This window comes from Ruminococcus sp. AF20-12LB, from assembly GCF_003478985.1.
In the GTDB taxonomy this organism is placed as follows: domain Bacteria; phylum Bacillota; class Clostridia; order Lachnospirales; family Lachnospiraceae; genus Blautia_A.
On record NZ_QUGH01000016.1, the window covers coordinates 17,617 to 34,421 of the forward strand.

Consider the following 16,805-nt stretch of genomic DNA (forward strand, 5'->3'; position numbering starts at 1 on the left):
AAGATGAGAATCACAGATTTGCTTGACAAAAGAAGCATATCACTGGATGCGGCACCGAAGACGAAATCCGAAGCGCTGGACATGGCCGTAGATCTTATGGTAAAAAGCGAAAAGATCAGCGACAGGGAAGCTTATCGGAAACAGGTGTATTTAAGAGAGGAAGAAAGTACGACAGGAATCGGTGAGGGAATCGCCATTCCTCATGGAAAATGTGATGCGGTAAAGAAACCGGGACTTGCTGCCATGGTAGTAAAAAACGGTGTGGAATTTGAGGCACTGGATGATGAGCCGGTTACCCTTCTTTTCCTGATCGCAGCACCGAATACAGAAGATAACATTCATCTGGATGTACTCAGCAAGCTTTCCGTAATGCTGATGGATGATAATTTTACAGAGTCCTTACGCAACGCAGATTCTGTAGATGAATTTATGGAGATCATCGACAAGGCAGATGATGAGAAAAAAGATATTGATGAAAGACTGGCAGATACAGGAAGTTCCGAAGGAGCCCGAGCTAAACTGCTGGCAGTTACCTCCTGCCCCACAGGTATTGCCCACACCTACATGGCAGCAGAGGGACTGGAAAAAGCAGCGAAGGCGAAAGACTGTTTCATTAAAATAGAGACACGAGGCTCCGGCGGAGCAAAAAATGTACTTACGGATCAGGAGATCCGGGAGGCAGACTGCATCATCGTAGCAGCAGATGCCAAGGTTCCTATGGATCGTTTCGATGGAAAGAAAGTCATCGAATGTCAGGTTTCTGATGGAATCAGCAAAGCGGACCAGCTTGTTGAACGTGCGATTTCCGGAGATGTTCCGGTATATCATGCGGCAGCAGGCAGTCAGAGCTCTTCCTCAAATACAAAAGCAGGCGGCGGAGCAGGCCACAAGATCTATATGCAGCTGATGAACGGTGTATCTCACATGCTTCCGTTGGTTGTAGGCGGTGGTATCCTGATCGCTCTTGCGTTCCTGATTGATGGTTTAAGTATAGATTTAAATTCCCTTCCTGCAGACCAGAGAGCAAACTTTGGTACAATCACACCGGCAGCGGCTGTTCTGAAAAGTATTGGTGGCACTGCGTTTGGTTTTATGCTTCCGATCCTGGCAGGATTTATCGCAATGGCCATCGGTGACAGACCGGCACTTGCAGTTGGACTTGTGGGCGGTATGATCGCGGCAAACGGAAAATCCGGTTTCCTTGGAGCTCTTCTTGCAGGCTTCCTTGCAGGATATCTGATCCTCGGACTTCGTAAGGTTTGTGATAAGCTTCCGGAAGCACTGGAAAAAATAGCGCCTGTACTGATCTATCCGGTCGTTGGTGTCCTCCTTATGGGACTTTGTATGACCTTTATTGTAGAGCCGATCATGGGTGGTATCAATACAGGATTAAATAATGCCTTGACAGGTATGGGAAATTCAAGTAAAGTAATTTTAGGGCTGATTCTCGGTGGTATGATGGCCATTGATATGGGTGGTCCGTTCAACAAGGCAGCATATGTATTTGGTACAGCAGCTATTGCGGCAGGAAACTATGACATTATGGCAGCAGTTATGGTAGGAGGTATGACTCCTCCGTGTGCCATCGCACTTGCATCTCTGCTGTTTAAAGACAAATTTACAAAAGAAGAGCGTGAGGCAGGACCGACCAACTTTATTATGGGACTTGCATTTATCACAGAAGGTGCGATTCCTTTTGCGGCATCTGACCCGATCCATGTACTTCCGTCCTGTATCGTTGGTTCCGCAGTAGCCGGAGCGATCTCCATGTTCTTCAACTGTACATTGATGGCACCACACGGTGGAATCTTCGTATTCCCGGTTGTAGGTAATGCACTGATGTATCTGGTCGCATTGGTTGTGGGAACTCTGATCTCAGCTATGCTTCTCGGTGTACTGAAGAAAAAGGTTGCTTAAATTTTTTAAAATTAAAAATAAAAAACCTGGAGGATAAAGAAATGAAAGAATTCAAGTATGTAGTGACAGATAACGAAGGAATCCATGCACGTCCGGCCGGAGAGCTTGTGAAGCTTGTAAAAGGTTTCGAGTCCAAGATCACTATCGAGAAGGATGGCAAGACTGTAGAGTGCAGAAAGCTTCTTGCACTTATGGGACTTGGCGTAAAGAAGGGCCATGAGGTTACCTTTACATTCGATGGTGCAGACGAGGATGCAGCATACGAGGCAGTAAGCAAATTCATGCAGGAGAACCTGTAATCTCAGAATGAGTGAACAGAAGGCATCCCGGTCCGGTGATCGGGATGTTTTTTTTCAAGGAGGAAAAGGAATGCTGACGGAGCAGAGATACGAGATCATACTCGGCCTTCTCAGAGAAAAAAACAGTGTTACGGTAACAGAGCTGAAAGATATCCTGGATGCATCGGAATCTACGGTCCGCAGAGACATCACGGCGCTTTACAAGGCGGGGAGGCTGACCAGGGTTTTTGGCGGTGCGGTAGCGCTGGAACATACTGTCAATGCCTATGAGCCTACCGTAGCCCAGAAAGTTGAGCTGAATATTGAAGAAAAAAAGAAGATCGCAGCCTATGCGGCAGCTCTGATCCGTCCGGAAGATTTTGTGTATCTGGATGCGGGAACGACTACCGGATATATGCTGGAACATCTGGAAGGCTCCGGGGCGACTTTTGTCACCAATGGTGTTTCCCATGCCAGGGCTCTGGCTCAGATGGGAGTTCGTGTATTGCTGATCGGCGGAGAGCTGAAGGGATCTACGGAAGCTGTGATCGGAAGTCAGGCCATGCAGATGCTGAAGAATTATCATTTTACCAAGGGCTTTTTCGGGACCAATGGGATGACTCAGAGAGAAGGTTTTACCACGCCGGAATCCAATGAGGCACTGGTAAAGCGAACAGCCATGGAGCAGTGTCTGGAAAAGTACGTGGTGTCTGACAGCTCCAAATTCGGACAGATCAGTGCGGTGACATTCTTTTCATTTGACGGAGCGGTAATTCTGACGGAAAGCTGTTCCAAAGAATATAAAGATTGCAGAAATATACAGATCGTATCATAGAAAGATCACAAATAAAAAACCGGTTTGGAAGAAAAATTCTTCGTAAACCGGTTTTTTATTCGTTAAGGATCTGTCTCAATCTTCCTTGGAGATCATGGATTCCAGATCTTCCACGGAAATATCTTTTTTGTGCATCAGCTTGAGCAGACGTTTCAGTTCGGTAGCTTCCTTTGCTTTTTGCTCAGCTTTGCGGATCTCATCCAGCTGAGCTGCCAGTGCAGTTTTTTCATCCTCCAGCGCTGCTATCTTTTCGGTGTAGGCAGCAATCTTGGAATCTACTTTGGAAATTTTCTCATTGAGTACTTCTATCTTTGTACGTCTCTGTGCCATATGAAACCTCCTGATAAAAATATTACTTCTTATATACTATACAATAGCATAAATGACGATGAAATACAATTGTGAATTAATGTACGATGTGTTATCATATTACTGTTCACTGGTAATATTCCGCGATGTGTTTTTTGTGAGCGAAGGTCACAGAAAACCCGAGACATACTGCGCGAATTTATGCGATCAGCATAAATTCTGTGCATCGCGAAGCGTGTTACTGAGAACGGGGTGAACAGTAATGTTATCATGGATGTATATAATATTTCAGAAACGCAGGAAAATACTATGAATAAAGATAAGGGCGTATTTATGACTGCCCAGGAAGTAAATAAAGAAATAGAAATTCTAAAGACGGTTTTTGACATTGTAAGACTGGTGGATGTCAGCCGTACAGCTCCGGTAAATATTGGCTCAGATGATTGCTCTTATGAAGCAGAACATAAATGCTTTGCAGTGTGGAATAAAAACAGAAGATGTGAGAACTGTATTTCTGCCAAAGTTTTTGCCCGCAAAAACAGAATGACGAAATTTGAGTTCGTCAATGATGACATTTACCAGGTGATCGCCAAATATGTGGTTATAGACGGGACACCTCTTGTTATGGAAATGGTCTTTAAAATGACGGATAAGATTTTTCTGGGAGCTTACGGAAGCGGGCCTCTGATCGATAAGATCAGCAAATTCAATCGGGAATTATATGAAGATCCGCTGACTGGTGCCAGAAACCGGAGATATTTTGAGGAACAGCTGAAATCCCTGGATAAGATGGGGGCTATAGCTATGATCGACGTGGATAATTTTAAACAGATCAATGACAGCTATGGCCATGTAGCCGGAGATGCGGCGTTGTGCACCATTGTCAGAACGATTTTTGATCATGTGCGGGCAAATGACGTGGTACTGCGTTATGGAGGAGACGAATTTCTTCTGATGTTTGAAGAAATTCCGGAAAAGGTATTTCAGCAGAAGCTGGAAGATATCCGGAAAGAGATCGCAATGGCAGATGTGCCGGAATACAAAGAAATCCGGCTTTCCACGAGCGTGGGAGGTGTATATGGAAACTGTAAGGTCAGAGATGGAGTGGTAGAAGCGGACATGCTTCTCTATCAGGCCAAGCGGCAAAAAAACTGTGTTGTTTACAAGCGGATCTGACGGAAATGGCAGAACAGCCATTGGAGGCAGAATTATGTAACAGACGCAAGAGATATTTCTTTGGCAGGTAAAAGGAGAAGGGCGATATGAAGATAATCGCAAGGATCAGAAGTGATTTTCCGACAAAATTCGGAATCCCACGTCAGAGCGGCCGAGTGGAAGAACTGGCAGCCTGTATTGTTTTTGAACCGGAATACCGGGTGCGTGAAGCGGTAAAGGGACTGGAAGATTTTTCGCATATCTGGCTGCTGTGGGAGTTTTCACAGTCGATCCGTGAAAACTGGTCCCCTACGGTACGTCCGCCACGTCTGGGCGGAAATGAAAGGATGGGTGTATTTGCCACCAGATCGCCCTTCCGCCCCAATCCTGTAGGCTTATCCTGTGTGAAGCTTGAAAAGATAGACATGGAAAGTAAAGAAGCTCCTGTACTGATCGTATCCGGTGCGGACCTGATGGACGGAACCCCCATCTATGATATCAAGCCATATCTGCCTGTGGCAGACTGTCATCCGGAAGCACTGGGCGGCTTTGCGACGAAGGTGGAGCAGCATTTTCTACAGGTGGAAATCCCGGAAGAATGGAAGGCAAGGATCCCGGAAGACAAGCTTTCTGCATTGGAAGGTGTGCTCAGAGAAGATCCGAGGCCTGCCTACCAGAAAGATCCGGAGAGGATATACGGAATGCCTTTTGCAGGGATGGATGTTCGTTTTCAGGTAAAAAACGGCATACTTACAGTATGTGAGATCACAGAATATAAAAAATCAGACAAAATTTAAAAATACCTTTGACAAACTTTTTAAGTGATGATATTATAATAAATGAGTTAGCAAACGCTAACTCATTATTTTAAAAATGAAGTTAGTTTAAAATAACATTGAAACAGTCATATAAAAGTTCAGAGATCAAAGGAGAGTGAATTATGAGCGTTGTAATTGTAGGTGGTAATGAAAGAATGGTATGTCAGTATGAGGATATCTGTAAAGGCTTCGGATGCAAGGCGAAAGTCTTTGCCAAGGAAAAAGGAGCCATGAAGAAAAAGATCGGGGTGCCGGATCTGATGATCCTGTTCACAAGTACTGTTTCCCACAAAATGGTAAACTGCGCAGTAGAAGAAGCAAAGAAAAAATCCATTCCGGTATGCCGCTGTCATACAAGCAGCGCTGCAGCTCTTGAGAACATTCTGAAGCAGTACTGTGCATAAGAAACCGGTCAGGAGATACTTTTCTCTTGTATAATTTGACTTTTTTTGCAGAAATGTTACAGAAAGGCTTGCAAAACTACAAATTATTCAATAAAATAGCCGTAGGTTTCTGTGGTAAAGCGTTGCAGTGAATGGTGAAAATGCAGCGCTGGAAGTCGAAATTACAGGTGAGAGGTGTTATCATGAAAAAAGTTGTAAAATTCGGTGGAAGTTCTCTTGCAAATGCGGAGCAGTTCCAGAAAGTGGGCGATATCATCCGCAGTGATGAGAGCCGCCGTTATGTAGTTCCGTCAGCTCCGGGAAAGAGATTTGACGATGATATCAAAGTGACTGATATGCTTTATGGATGTTATGACGCAGCATCTAAAGGGGAGGATATCACTGAGAAGATTAATGCGATCAAGGCGCGATATTATGAGATCATCAAGGGCCTCGGACTGAGCCTTTCTCTTGAGGAGGAGTTCAAGAAAATCGATGAAGATTTCCGTGCACAGGCAGGAATCCAGTATGCGGCATCCAGAGGAGAGTTCCTCAATGGTAAGATCATGGCTGCATACCTTGGATATGATTTTGTGGATGCAGCTTCTGTGATCCGTTTTGATAAAGCTGGTAATCTGGAAGCGGAGGAGACCAATAAACTCCTTTCCAAAAAACTCAGCAAATCCCAGCATGCGGTTATTCCGGGATTTTACGGCGCATGTGCAGATGGCACGGTAAAGACATTTTCCAGAGGTGGTTCTGATGTGACCGGATCTCTGGTTGCAAAAGCTATTCATGCAGATATTTATGAGAACTGGACGGACGTTTCCGGTTTTCTTGTAACAGATCCACGCATCGTTCACAATCCGGAGCCTATCGAGGCAATCACATACAGAGAACTTCGTGAGCTTTCCTACATGGGAGCTACTGTTCTTCATGAGGATGCCATTTTCCCGGTTCGTAAAGAGGGAATTCCGATCAATATCCGTAACACAAACAGCCCGGAGGATAAAGGTACTCTGATCGTAGAGAGCACCTGTAAGAAGCCGAAATTTACTATTACCGGTATCGCCGGAAAGAAAGGCTTCTGCTCTATTAATATCGAGAAATCCATGATGAACAGTGAGATTGGGTTCGGACGCAAGGTACTTCAGGTATTTGAAGATCAGGGGATCAGCTTTGAGCATGTACCATCCGGAATCGATACCATGACTGTATATGTTCATCAGGACGAATTTGAGGAGAAAGAGCAGCAGGTTATCGCAGGTATCCACCGTCTGGTACAGCCTGATTTTGTGGAGATGGAATCTGACCTTGCACTGATCGCAGTTGTTGGTCGTGGAATGAAATCCCAGAGAGGCACTGCAGGAAGGATCTTCTCTGCTCTTGCCCATGCAAATGTAAATGTAAAAATGATCGACCAGGGTTCCAGTGAGCTGAATATCATCATCGGTGTAGAGAACCGTGATTTCGAAAAAGCAGTCAGAGCAATCTACGATATTTTTGTTCTGACACGAATATAAACAAAATCCGGAAACGGATTTTGTTTATGAGGAAGTAGCGAAGCGGATTCCGAATATCCGATCGATTAAATCCGGAAACGGATTTTGTTTATATCCGATTGATTAAATCCGTCGCAGGACAGTATATTACACGTTCTGCGGCGGATTTTTTTGGACTAAAAATAATACAATCAAATTCAACAGGATTTCCAAAGGAAAGACAAAGATATTGTACATTGTGTCGAAAAATGCTTGATATGAAATAAACAGTATTGACAAAAACTTAACTTTTGTGTAAAACTGACATATAAAAAAATCAGAAAGGCAGGCAGTCAGCCATGGAGAAACAGATCAAACTGGATGAAAAAAGTGCACAGGAGTTTGTCAGTGCAGCCAGCAAATGTAAATTTGATATTGATGTATTTTATAACCGTATTATCATTGACGCAAAGTCGATCCTCGGACTTTTGAGTCTGGATCTGACAAAGACTCTGACAGTAAAGTGTTACGGAGAAGATGAGGATTTTAACCGTGTTCTTTCCAAGTATGCAGTAGGTTGAGAAATATGAATAAGGAAAAACGGTGATAAAAGGGCGCAGTTCATGAGAAGAAAAGCAGAACATGCGTCCTTTTTATTATGGGGAGCTTTCGGATCATATTTTATGGTATAATCCTAGTATAGCATGGAAAAAGAATAGTTGCCGGGCTGGAATTCCGGCAGCTGCCGGGAGTGAAAATATGGAAAAACCAAGAGTGCGGATTTCTGTCAGAAATCTTGTGGAATTTATACTGAGGAGCGGAGATCTGGATAACAGCAGTGGGACATCCGGAGATAAGGAAGCCATGTTAAAAGGCGGAAGGCTTCACCGCAAGATACAGCGGAGTATGAAGGGCGATTATCAGGCAGAGGTTTCTCTGAAAAAAGAAAGTGAATACGACGATGTGGTCATTCAGGTTGAGGGCCGTGCAGACGGGATCTTTACAGAGGACGGAGCCGTTTATATTGACGAGATCAAGGGAACTTACGGAAATGTCCAGGCAATGGACATACCAGTAGCGGTTCACCGTGCCCAGGCTATGTGTTACGGACTGATCTGGGGAGAAAAAGAAGGGATTTCAGAAATCCACATTCAGATGACCTACGCTCATCTTGAGACGGAAGAAACCAGGAGATTTCGTGAGGATTTTTCCATAGAGGAGCTTAAAGGCTGGTATCAGAAGCTTCTGGATGCCTATCACAAATGGATCGCATATTCCCTTAACTGGAAAAAAGAGAGGAATGCATCCATGAAGGATCTGCAGTTTCCGTTTCCATACAGAGAGGGACAGCGGGATATCGTTAGTGGTGTGTACCATACGGTTTCCAGCGGGAAGACCTTATTTGTTCAGGCACCTACCGGTGTGGGAAAAACCATGTCTGCCATTTTTCCTTCGGTGCGCGCTATCGGTGAGGGAAAAGGGGAAACACTTTTTTATCTTACCGCAAAAACCATCACAGGAACTGTGGCGCAGGAGGCATTCCATATCCTGCGGGAAAAAGGTCTGAAATTCAAGGTAACGGCGATCACGGCAAAGGAAAAACTGTGTTTTCAGGATACTCCGGAATGTACACCGGAGAAATGTCCTTATGCAAAGGGACATTTTGACCGGGTAAATGATGCGGTTTATGAGCTCTGGACCACAGAAGAGGTATATTCCAGAGAAGTGATCCGTGCTCATGCAGAAAAATGGCATGTGTGCCCTTTTGAAATGTGTCTGGATCTTTCAATCTGGGTAGACGGGATCATCTGTGATTATAATTACGTGTTTGATCCCAATGTTCATCTGAAACGTTTTTTCGGGGAAAATATTTCCGGGGATCATATTTTTCTGATCGATGAGGCACATAATCTGGTAGAACGTGGCAGAGAGATGTACAGTGCCGGTATTTCCCGCCGGAGTCTGGTCGCCCTTCGAAAGAAGATAAAAAAGCGTTTTTCAAAACTGGCCAGAACACTGGACAAAGCAAATCGCCAGATGATGGAACTGGAAGAGAACCTTGCGGAAACGGGAAAAGGGTATCAGGTGCTGCCCAATCCCGGAGTACTGCCGATCACATTTCTTACAATATCAGGTGAACTGGAAGAAATCCTGGAGGAAAAAGAGCTGGAAGAAGAACTGCGCAGGGAAATCCTGGAATTTTATTTTATAGTGCGTGATTTTTTAAATGTTTCAGAACTGGTAGATGAAAATTATGTGGTGTATACCGAAAACCACGTGGAAGAAGGATTTCGCCTGAGATTGTTCTGTGTGAACCCGGCAGAAAATCTGAGAGAATACCTGAAAAAAGGGAGAAGTGCTATTTTCTTTTCAGCTACAATGTTTCCAATGCTCTATTACCGGGAGCTTTTGACAACAGATCGTGATGCATATGGGATTTATGTGCAGTCTCCTTTCCCAAAAGAAAACCGCAGGATTCTTATCGGCAGCGATGTAAGCAGCCGGTATACCCGGAGAAATCGTGCAGAATACCGGAAGATCGCCGGATATATTGCCAGGTGTGTCTGGCAGAGGCCGGGAAATTATATGGTGTTTTTTCCGTCGTATCGTCTTATGGAAGACGTACTGCAGGTTTATGAGGAAGAATTTTCCGTAGACTGGGTGCGCTGCGTGTGTCAGACACCGGATATGACAGAAAAGGAACGGGAAGGATTTTTGGAGGAATTTCAGGAACGGGAAGGTACCCTGGTAGGGTTCTGTGTCCTTGGAGGGATTTTTTCCGAGGGTGTTGATCTGACAGGGGAAAGTCTGATCGGGGCAGTGATCGTAGGAACCGGACTTCCCCAGATCGGCAGTCAGCGTGAGATCCTGAAAGAGTATTACGATAAAAAGAATCACTGTGGTTTTGATTATGCATATCGCTATCCGGGTATGAACAAGGTGCTTCAGGCCGCCGGGCGCGTGATCCGCACAAAAGAGGATAAAGGCGTGATATTGCTTCTGGATGACCGCTTCTGGGACCGGGATTACCAGGAAATCTTTCCCCGGGAATGGCAGGACCGTACAGGCTGCAGGCTGGATACGGTAGAAGGCGCAGTGGAGACATTCTGGAAGAGGTTTACTTGACAGAACGGAGAAATCCGATATACTTATAGAGTCTTTATCTGGAAAATCACCGGAGGAATGCGTGGATGCCGGATCAGGACAGGAAACTGTAAAACAGGATCATAAGAAAAGTGAAAGAAGTATATGAGACGAAAAAAAATATATAAAGTATTGGCATTTTGTCTGAGCACAGTGATGCTCGCACAGCCGGTTTTTGCGACAACAGTGCAGCAGACGGCACAGGGAAGCCTTGGTTCTGTTACGGAGGAGTCCCAGATACTTCCAATTCCCGGTGAAAGCGGGAAATATATTCTGAAAAGCAATGGCTTTTACTGCCTGAATGAAGATGGAACCAAAGAAAATACTCCGGCAGTGTATTATTTTGATCATTTTGAGATCGACGGAACGGTTTTTGATGGATATTATTATCACGACGAAAGCGGTAAGTTTACAGCGGGAAACTCGCATATGGTCCAGATCACCGATCTGAAGGCGCCGGCAAAAGACGGCAGCGGTGCGGAAGTTTCTTTTGACGGCTGTTATATGGTAAACAATCTGGGAAAACTCAGCGCCTCTCCACAGGTACGTTATATGGATAATCTGGTGGTGGACAAAACAACGTACAACGGGCTGTATTATTTTGATGAATATGGAAAAATGGTTACGGATCCGGGTATCCATTATCTGGAAATGAATGCTGCAGGACAGATGTTTGACGGATATTATTATTTTGGCGGAGAAAACGGCGTTCTGCTCCAGGAAGAGGGAGAGACTCCGGAGGGATTTTCCGTTGATGCATCCGGAAAAGTCGAGACTAAAGATCTGGGAATGGATGGCCTTGAGAAACGGCTTGCGGATCTTCTTGGAACCTATGAGGGTACATGGAGCGTTTATGTAAAGGATCTGACCAGTGGTCAGGAGTTTGAACAGAACAGCCAGTCGCTGTACTCAGCCAGTCTGATCAAAGTGTTTGTCATGGCCCAGACCTATGCCAACATGGATACAGTCCTTCAGAGCGAAGCGGCAAAAATGAAAAAAGATGTTACAGATCCGTCCGTATCCACAAAGGTCAATGATCTTCTCTGGAATATGATCACAGTCAGTGACAATGAATCCTTTAATGAGCTGGTACGTCTGCAGACAGCATCGGGTGTTTTTAAGGACGGAGCGCAGGCTGTAAATGGATTTCTTGCGGAACAGAAATTTGCAGATACTTCCGTTCAGCACATCTTAAGCCCGTCCTCTTCAAAGGACGTCGGCCTCGGCGGCAGGAACACCACTTCCGTAAAAGACTGCGCAGAGCTTCTTTTCCGGATCTATAAAGGAGAATGTGTATCGAAAGAAGCTTCGGAGGCTATGCGTAATCTGCTTCTGAACCAGCAGGTTACTACTAAGATCCCCAGCGGGATATCTGCGTCCGTGGAAATTGCAAATAAGACTGGAGAAACGGATACGGACCAGCATGATATCGCCATTGTATATGGAGAAAAGACTACATATATCCTCTGTGTGATGTCAGAAGACTGTAAACCTGGGGACGCAGTTTCGCATATCCGGGATATTTCCGGTATTGTTTATAATTATCTGAATATGGACCTTGACCAGGGGTGATCTGTGAGTTAGAATAAAAAACAGCTGAGTAAGATCCTGATGGATATTTCCGACAGAGAAGTATCCGAAATGTTCATGAAAGGAGAATTCTATTATGAAGACAGTACATACAGACAAAGCACCTGCAGCAATCGGACCATACTCCCAGGCTATCATCCATGGAGATACGCTTTACACATCCGGTCAGATCCCGGTGAATCCGGCAACTGGAGAGGTAGTTGGAACAACCATCGAGGAGCAGGCTGACCGTGTTATGAAGAATCTCGGAGCAGTTCTGGAAGCTGCCGGTTCCAGCTATGAGAATGCAGTCAAGACAGTATGCTTCCTTGCAGATATGAACGATTTTGCGGCATTTAATGAAGTATATGCCAAATATTTCGTAAACAAACCTGCACGTTCCTGTGTTGCAGTCAAGACACTGCCAAAGAACGTTCTCTGCGAGGTAGAAGTGATCGCAGCAATCTGATGATTTGATAAAAAATCCCTGTTGTCTGATTTCAGTCAGACAGCGGGGATTTTTTTCGTGGGGATAAAGTATTTTTCTCTGTTCTGGAGTGCACTCCTTTTTTGTTTTCAGGTGTTGAAACGGTAATATTTTTCTTGTGTACAGTAGAGCGCTATAGTATAATAAGACCAGTTTTTTGGTATACGTGTAAAAGCTATAATAAGGATGATCGGCAAACCAGATGAAAATCTGGGACGCAAAGCTACAGGGCCTGTAAAATGGCAGCCAGTTGCATGAAATGACGTGCACTGTCTGTGAGACGGTGCTTTTTTATGGTGTTATTCGGTTATGAACAAGCAGCGAAGCGGATTGCGAATATCCGCTGTGATCGAAAGTCATTCTTATGGACATTATGATGCCGGTAATGAATGGTTATGAAGTTGCAAAGACAATACCGATCATTGCAATGACAGCAAATGCATTCACGGAGGACAGAATAAGAGCAAAAAAAGCAGGGATGGATGAACATATTGTTAAGCCTGTTGATCTGGGATTACTGATAAAAGTAATTCATAAATTGGTGGAATGTAATTGATGTAGCAATGATAAATAAGCAGTGAAACATAATAGGAGGACAAAATTATGACAATACAGGAATGCTATGAAGCTATCGGAGGAAATTATGAAGATGTTTTAGGACGCCTTCGAAGCGAAGCACTGATTCGGAAATTTACATTAAAGTTCCTTGAGGATCAGAGTTACCCGCAGTTAAAACTGGCATTGAAGAATAGAAATTATGAAGATGCTTTCCGCAGTGCACACACATTGAAAGGGGTTTGTCAGAATCTTTCTTTTGACCGTCTGTATGAGGTTAGTAATGAGTTAACAGAACTTTTGAGAGATAGAACCGGAGCGCAGCCGGGGATATCGGAGGCAATGGAAAAAGTAACAGAAGTATATGAAATGATGATTGAAGAAATAAAGAAGGGACTGTCGAATTAAGTGATGCGACACGACTTTCTGTTTTTGACCGGGTGTCCGGAATATCATAAAACCCACATGGATAAAGGAAATAAAAAATATGGATAAAAGACAAAAGATCCTGATCGTAGACGATTCAGAATTTAACAGGGATATGTTGAAGGAGATTCTCAGAGAAACTTATAATTACCTGGAAGCTGAAAATGGAAATCAGGCAATTCAGATTATGGGAGAAAATCCGGGAATCGATCTGATGCTTTTAGATATCAATATGCCACAGATGAATGGTTTTGAAGTTCTGAAATGGATGAACCAAAGTCGGTGTATAGATGAAACTCCGGTAATCATGATATCTTCTGAAGATGCTGTTGATACGATGCGTAAGGCATATGAGCTGGGAATCACGGATTATATCACACGACCGTTTGATTCTGTGATTGTAAAGAAAAGAGTTCAGAATACCCTTGGACTCTATATGAAGCAAAAGCATCTGATCAATGTGGTTTATGATCAGGTTTACGAAAAAGAAGAAAATAATAATATTATGATCCGGATTCTGAGTAATGTATTGGGATCACGTAACAGTGAGAGCAGAGAACACATCCTGCATATTAAAACAGCAACGGAAATGATGCTGAGACAACTGGTAAAAATAACAGATGCTTATCCTATGACAGAGGCAGATATTTCTTTGATCACAACAGCATCTTCTCTTCATGATATTGGTAAGATCCGTATTTCGGAAGAAATTCTGAACAAACCCGGCAGACTTACCGATGAAGAATTCAAGATTATGAAAACTCATAGTGAGCTTGGTGCAGATATGATCCGGGATATGCATTTCCCAAAAGACAATTCATTGGTACGTGCTTCATGGGAAATCTGCAGATGGCATCATGAAAGATGGGATGGAAAAGGCTATCCGGATGGCCTGAAAGGAGAAGAAATACCAATCTCCGCACAGGTGGTGTCGATTGTCGATGTTTATGACGCACTTACAAGTGAAAGATGTTATAAGAAAGCATTTGATCATGACACAGCGATTCAAATGATCCTGGATGGGCAATGTGGACAATTTAACCCCATCCTCCTTATGTGTCTGAAAGAACTGAGTCTTCAGCTTTCAAAAATGATTGATAAAGAGATGGATGATACTAGCTATTACCATGAAGTACAGAGACTTTCAAATGAGATACTCAGCGACAGATCTTTACCGAATCATAATTATTCACAGAATGTTGTCAGGGTCATGAAGGAAAAACTCGATTTCTTCAAATCGAACAGTGGCATGAATTCAATTGAGTACAATACAATTTCAGGTCAGCTGACTATATTAAACGGAAAGCAGCAGATATTATGTCAGAGAAATAATCCGAATTTCAATCTGTTCAAAGAATTCGGAGTAAATGAAGAAGATGTTCATCATATTCAGGCTTTATTACATCAGACATCTGTACAAAATAAAGAAATCTCTGTGCAGATAAAAGCAACGGTGGAGAATGTCCGCCAAATGTATAAACTGAAGTTGCATACATTGTGGTCGCCTTTAAAGAAGGATGGATATATCGGGGTCGTTGGATATTTTAATATTGTAAAATAGAAAAATGCAAAGGAGGCTCAGAAGGAGGATCCCAATGAAAAAGAAAAAATGGAACAAAGTTTTGCCGGTGTTCCTGGTGATGGTGGCAGTTATATCACTTTTGTCAGGCTGTGGCGGGAAGAGCGCGGAAAAAGAAGATGCAGATACGATCACGGTGTATTTGTGGAGCACAAACCTGTATGAAAAATATGCACCATATATCCAGGAACAGCTCCCGGATATCAATGTTGAATTTGTAGTAGGGAATAATGATCTGGATTTCTACAAGTTCCTTAAGGAAAACGATGGATTGCCGGATATTATAACCTGCTGTCGTTTTTCACTGCATGATGCAAATCCTCTGAAAGACAGTTTGATGGATCTTTCCACAACAAATGCGGCAGGGGCTGTCTATGATACATACCTCAGCAATTTTATGAATGAGGATGGAAGCGTAAACTGGCTTCCCGTGTGTGCGGATGCACATGGTTTTGTAGTGAACAAAGACCTTTTTGAAAAATATGATATCCCTCTTCCGACAGATTACGAAAGCTTTGTCTCTGCCTGCCAGGAATTTGACAAAGCGGGGATTTGCGGGTTTACGGCAGATTATTATTATGATTATACCTGTATGGAGATGTTGCAGGGGCTGTCTGCATCAGAGTTGTCTTCTGTGGCCGGACGTAAGTGGCGTACTACCTACAGTGGCCCGGATAATACAGAGAGAGAAGGTCTGGACAGTTCCGTCTGGCCGGGGGCTTTTGAACGTATGAAACAGTTCATCCAGGATACAGGGCTTAGCCAGGATGATCTGAACATGACTTATGATGATATAGTTGAGATGTATCAAAGTAACAGGCTTGCCATGTACTTTGGCAGCTCTGCCGGTGTAAAAATGTTTCAGGATCAGGGCATAAACACAACGTTTCTTCCATTCTTTCAAGAAAACGGTGAAAAGTGGATTATGACTACACCATATTTCCAGGTGGCTTTAAACCGCAATCTGACACAGGATGAGACACGTCGAAAGAAAGCAATGAAGGTACTGAACACAATGCTTTCAGAGGATGCGCAGAACCGGATCATTAGTGATGGACAGGATCTGTTAAGCTACAGTCAGGATGTGGATACCCATCTTACGGAATATATGAAAGATGTGAAACCTGTGATAGAGGAAAACCACATGTATATCCGTATTGCGTCAAATGACTTTTTCTCTGTTTCCAAGGATGTGGTTTCTAAGATGATCTCAGGAGAATATGATGCAGAGCAGGCTTATCAGTCATTTAATTCCCAGCTTCTTGAAAAAAAATCCACTTCTGAGAATATTGTGCTGGATTCAAAGAAAACTTATTCCAATCGCTTCCATACCGGTGGAGGCAATGAAGCCTATTCTGTTATGGCTAACACCCTGCGCGGCATCTATGGGACGGATGTACTGATCGCAACCGGAAACAGCTTTACCGGAAATGTGCTGAAAGCCGGTTATACAGAAAAAATGGCAGGTGATATGATCATGCCAAATGGTCTGGCAGCTTACAGCAGCAAGATGAGCGGTGCTGAACTGAAAGAGATAGTTAAAAACTTTGTAGAAGGCTATGAGGGAGGCTTTAATCCGTTTAACCGTGGCTCTCTGCCGGTGGTCAGTGGCATTTCTGTGGAAATCAAGGAAACAGAAGATGGTTACTCATTGAGCAAAGTTACAACGGGCGGAAAACAAATTCAGGATGAGGATACTTTCACGGTAACCTGTCTTGCGACACCAAAATACATGGAGGCTTATCCGGCAGATGAGAATATTGTGTTTGATGGAGGAGATACCACTGTGAAAGATACCTGGACAGGATATGTTTCAGATCGTGATGCCATTCTTGCAGAACCTGAAGATTATATGACTCTGAGGTGAGA

General features: G+C 43.7%; 16 protein-coding genes and 1 riboswitch. Of the genes, 15 read left to right on the forward strand and 1 reads right to left on the reverse strand.

The genetic code is table 11. From position 1 onward, the window contains the following. Positions 1-3: 3 nt before the first annotated feature. From DWX61_RS16220 to DWX61_RS16230, 3 genes are all read left to right on the forward strand, one after another. Positions 4-1,917 carry a PTS fructose transporter subunit IIABC gene (locus DWX61_RS16220; RefSeq protein WP_118513607.1) on the forward strand — a complete coding sequence of 638 codons (1,914 nt, stop codon included), beginning with the start codon at positions 4-6 and terminating at the stop codon, positions 1,915-1,917. A gap of 41 nt (positions 1,918-1,958) precedes the next feature. Next, positions 1,959-2,216, forward strand: coding sequence for an HPr family phosphocarrier protein (locus DWX61_RS16225; protein ID WP_015525831.1), 258 nt, complete (start codon positions 1,959-1,961; stop codon positions 2,214-2,216). Between the two features lie 70 nt (positions 2,217-2,286). Beyond that, positions 2,287-3,030, forward strand: coding sequence for a DeoR/GlpR family DNA-binding transcription regulator (locus tag DWX61_RS16230; protein ID WP_118513772.1), 744 nt, complete (start codon positions 2,287-2,289; stop codon positions 3,028-3,030). A 75-nt stretch (positions 3,031-3,105) separates the two neighbouring features. Here DWX61_RS16230 and DWX61_RS16235 read toward each other — a convergent pair whose 3' ends face one another. After that, the gene (locus DWX61_RS16235) at positions 3,106-3,360 is read right to left on the reverse strand and encodes a hypothetical protein (protein WP_118513605.1); all 255 of its coding nucleotides are present in this window, start codon (positions 3,358-3,360) and stop codon (positions 3,106-3,108) included. A 288-nt stretch (positions 3,361-3,648) separates the two neighbouring features. Between DWX61_RS16235 and DWX61_RS16240 the strand changes: the two genes are divergently transcribed. The 12 genes from DWX61_RS16240 to DWX61_RS16295 all read left to right on the forward strand — a co-directional run bounded on the left by DWX61_RS16240 (position 3,649) and on the right by DWX61_RS16295 (position 16,803). Then, positions 3,649-4,515, forward strand: coding sequence for a GGDEF domain-containing protein (locus tag DWX61_RS16240; protein WP_182434034.1), 867 nt, complete (start codon positions 3,649-3,651; stop codon positions 4,513-4,515). An 86-nt stretch (positions 4,516-4,601) separates the two neighbouring features. After that, on the forward strand, positions 4,602-5,291 hold the full coding sequence (gene tsaA / locus DWX61_RS16245; protein WP_118626357.1) for a tRNA (N6-threonylcarbamoyladenosine(37)-N6)-methyltransferase TrmO: 690 nt from the start codon (positions 4,602-4,604) through the stop codon (positions 5,289-5,291). Between the two features lie 143 nt (positions 5,292-5,434). Then, on the forward strand, positions 5,435-5,716 hold the full coding sequence (locus DWX61_RS16250; protein ID WP_015525835.1) for a DUF2325 domain-containing protein: 282 nt from the start codon (positions 5,435-5,437) through the stop codon (positions 5,714-5,716). Between the two features lie 182 nt (positions 5,717-5,898). Continuing rightward, a complete protein-coding gene (locus DWX61_RS16255) occupies positions 5,899-7,218 on the forward strand; it encodes an aspartate kinase (protein WP_118513599.1) in 1,320 nt (439 codons plus the stop codon). Between the two features lie 317 nt (positions 7,219-7,535). Next, on the forward strand, positions 7,536-7,757 hold the full coding sequence (locus tag DWX61_RS16260) for an HPr family phosphocarrier protein (RefSeq protein WP_118513597.1): 222 nt from the start codon (positions 7,536-7,538) through the stop codon (positions 7,755-7,757). 178 nt (positions 7,758-7,935) lie between these two features. Then, on the forward strand, positions 7,936-10,302 hold the full coding sequence (locus DWX61_RS16265) for an ATP-dependent DNA helicase (RefSeq protein ID WP_118626407.1): 2,367 nt from the start codon (positions 7,936-7,938) through the stop codon (positions 10,300-10,302). Positions 10,303-10,425: 123 nt separating this feature from the next. Next, on the forward strand, positions 10,426-11,892 hold the full coding sequence (locus DWX61_RS16270; RefSeq protein ID WP_286188086.1) for a serine hydrolase: 1,467 nt from the start codon (positions 10,426-10,428) through the stop codon (positions 11,890-11,892). 94 nt (positions 11,893-11,986) lie between these two features. Next, positions 11,987-12,358: a RidA family protein gene (locus DWX61_RS16275; protein ID WP_302473032.1), complete on the forward strand. Its 372-nt coding sequence runs from the start codon at positions 11,987-11,989 to the stop codon at positions 12,356-12,358. A gap of 200 nt (positions 12,359-12,558) precedes the next feature. After that, a riboswitch (cyclic di-GMP riboswitch) is annotated at positions 12,559-12,634 on the forward strand. A 106-nt stretch (positions 12,635-12,740) separates the two neighbouring features. Further along, complete coding sequence (locus tag DWX61_RS16280; RefSeq protein WP_118626361.1) at positions 12,741-12,932, forward strand: response regulator; 192 nt, start codon at positions 12,741-12,743, stop codon at positions 12,930-12,932. 47 nt (positions 12,933-12,979) lie between these two features. Next, complete coding sequence (locus DWX61_RS16285) at positions 12,980-13,339, forward strand: Hpt domain-containing protein (RefSeq protein ID WP_118626363.1); 360 nt, start codon at positions 12,980-12,982, stop codon at positions 13,337-13,339. A 79-nt stretch (positions 13,340-13,418) separates the two neighbouring features. Beyond that, on the forward strand, positions 13,419-14,918 hold the full coding sequence (locus DWX61_RS16290) for a response regulator (protein WP_118626365.1): 1,500 nt from the start codon (positions 13,419-13,421) through the stop codon (positions 14,916-14,918). A 34-nt stretch (positions 14,919-14,952) separates the two neighbouring features. Next, positions 14,953-16,803 (forward strand): ABC transporter substrate-binding protein, encoded by a 1,851-nt coding sequence (locus tag DWX61_RS16295; protein ID WP_118626367.1) that lies wholly within the window; start codon positions 14,953-14,955, stop codon positions 16,801-16,803. Positions 16,804-16,805: the final 2 nt, after the last annotated feature.

What these genes read in the sequence shown, in the direction of transcription:
- DWX61_RS16270 (WP_286188086.1), top strand. Translation starts at nt 10,426, where the DNA reads ATGAGACGAAAAAAAATATATAAAGTATTGGCATTTTGTCTGAGCACA.
- DWX61_RS16280 (WP_118626361.1), top strand. Translation starts at nt 12,741, where the DNA reads ATGGACATTATGATGCCGGTAATGAATGGTTATGAAGTTGCAAAGACA.
- DWX61_RS16225 (WP_015525831.1), top strand. Translation starts at nt 1,959, where the DNA reads ATGAAAGAATTCAAGTATGTAGTGACAGATAACGAAGGAATCCATGCA.
- DWX61_RS16285 (WP_118626363.1), top strand. Translation starts at nt 12,980, where the DNA reads ATGACAATACAGGAATGCTATGAAGCTATCGGAGGAAATTATGAAGAT.
- DWX61_RS16220 (WP_118513607.1), top strand. Translation starts at nt 4, where the DNA reads ATGAGAATCACAGATTTGCTTGACAAAAGAAGCATATCACTGGATGCG.
- DWX61_RS16260 (WP_118513597.1), top strand. Translation starts at nt 7,536, where the DNA reads ATGGAGAAACAGATCAAACTGGATGAAAAAAGTGCACAGGAGTTTGTC.
- DWX61_RS16255 (WP_118513599.1), top strand. Translation starts at nt 5,899, where the DNA reads ATGAAAAAAGTTGTAAAATTCGGTGGAAGTTCTCTTGCAAATGCGGAG.
- DWX61_RS16295 (WP_118626367.1), top strand. Translation starts at nt 14,953, where the DNA reads ATGAAAAAGAAAAAATGGAACAAAGTTTTGCCGGTGTTCCTGGTGATG.
- DWX61_RS16290 (WP_118626365.1), top strand. Translation starts at nt 13,419, where the DNA reads ATGGATAAAAGACAAAAGATCCTGATCGTAGACGATTCAGAATTTAAC.
- DWX61_RS16230 (WP_118513772.1), top strand. Translation starts at nt 2,287, where the DNA reads ATGCTGACGGAGCAGAGATACGAGATCATACTCGGCCTTCTCAGAGAA.
- DWX61_RS16275 (WP_302473032.1), top strand. Translation starts at nt 11,987, where the DNA reads ATGAAGACAGTACATACAGACAAAGCACCTGCAGCAATCGGACCATAC.
- DWX61_RS16240 (WP_182434034.1), top strand. Translation starts at nt 3,649, where the DNA reads ATGAATAAAGATAAGGGCGTATTTATGACTGCCCAGGAAGTAAATAAA.
- tsaA (WP_118626357.1), top strand. Translation starts at nt 4,602, where the DNA reads ATGAAGATAATCGCAAGGATCAGAAGTGATTTTCCGACAAAATTCGGA.
- DWX61_RS16250 (WP_015525835.1), top strand. Translation starts at nt 5,435, where the DNA reads ATGAGCGTTGTAATTGTAGGTGGTAATGAAAGAATGGTATGTCAGTAT.
- DWX61_RS16265 (WP_118626407.1), top strand. Translation starts at nt 7,936, where the DNA reads ATGGAAAAACCAAGAGTGCGGATTTCTGTCAGAAATCTTGTGGAATTT.
- DWX61_RS16235 (WP_118513605.1), bottom strand. Translation starts at nt 3,360, where the DNA reads ATGGCACAGAGACGTACAAAGATAGAAGTACTCAATGAGAAAATTTCC.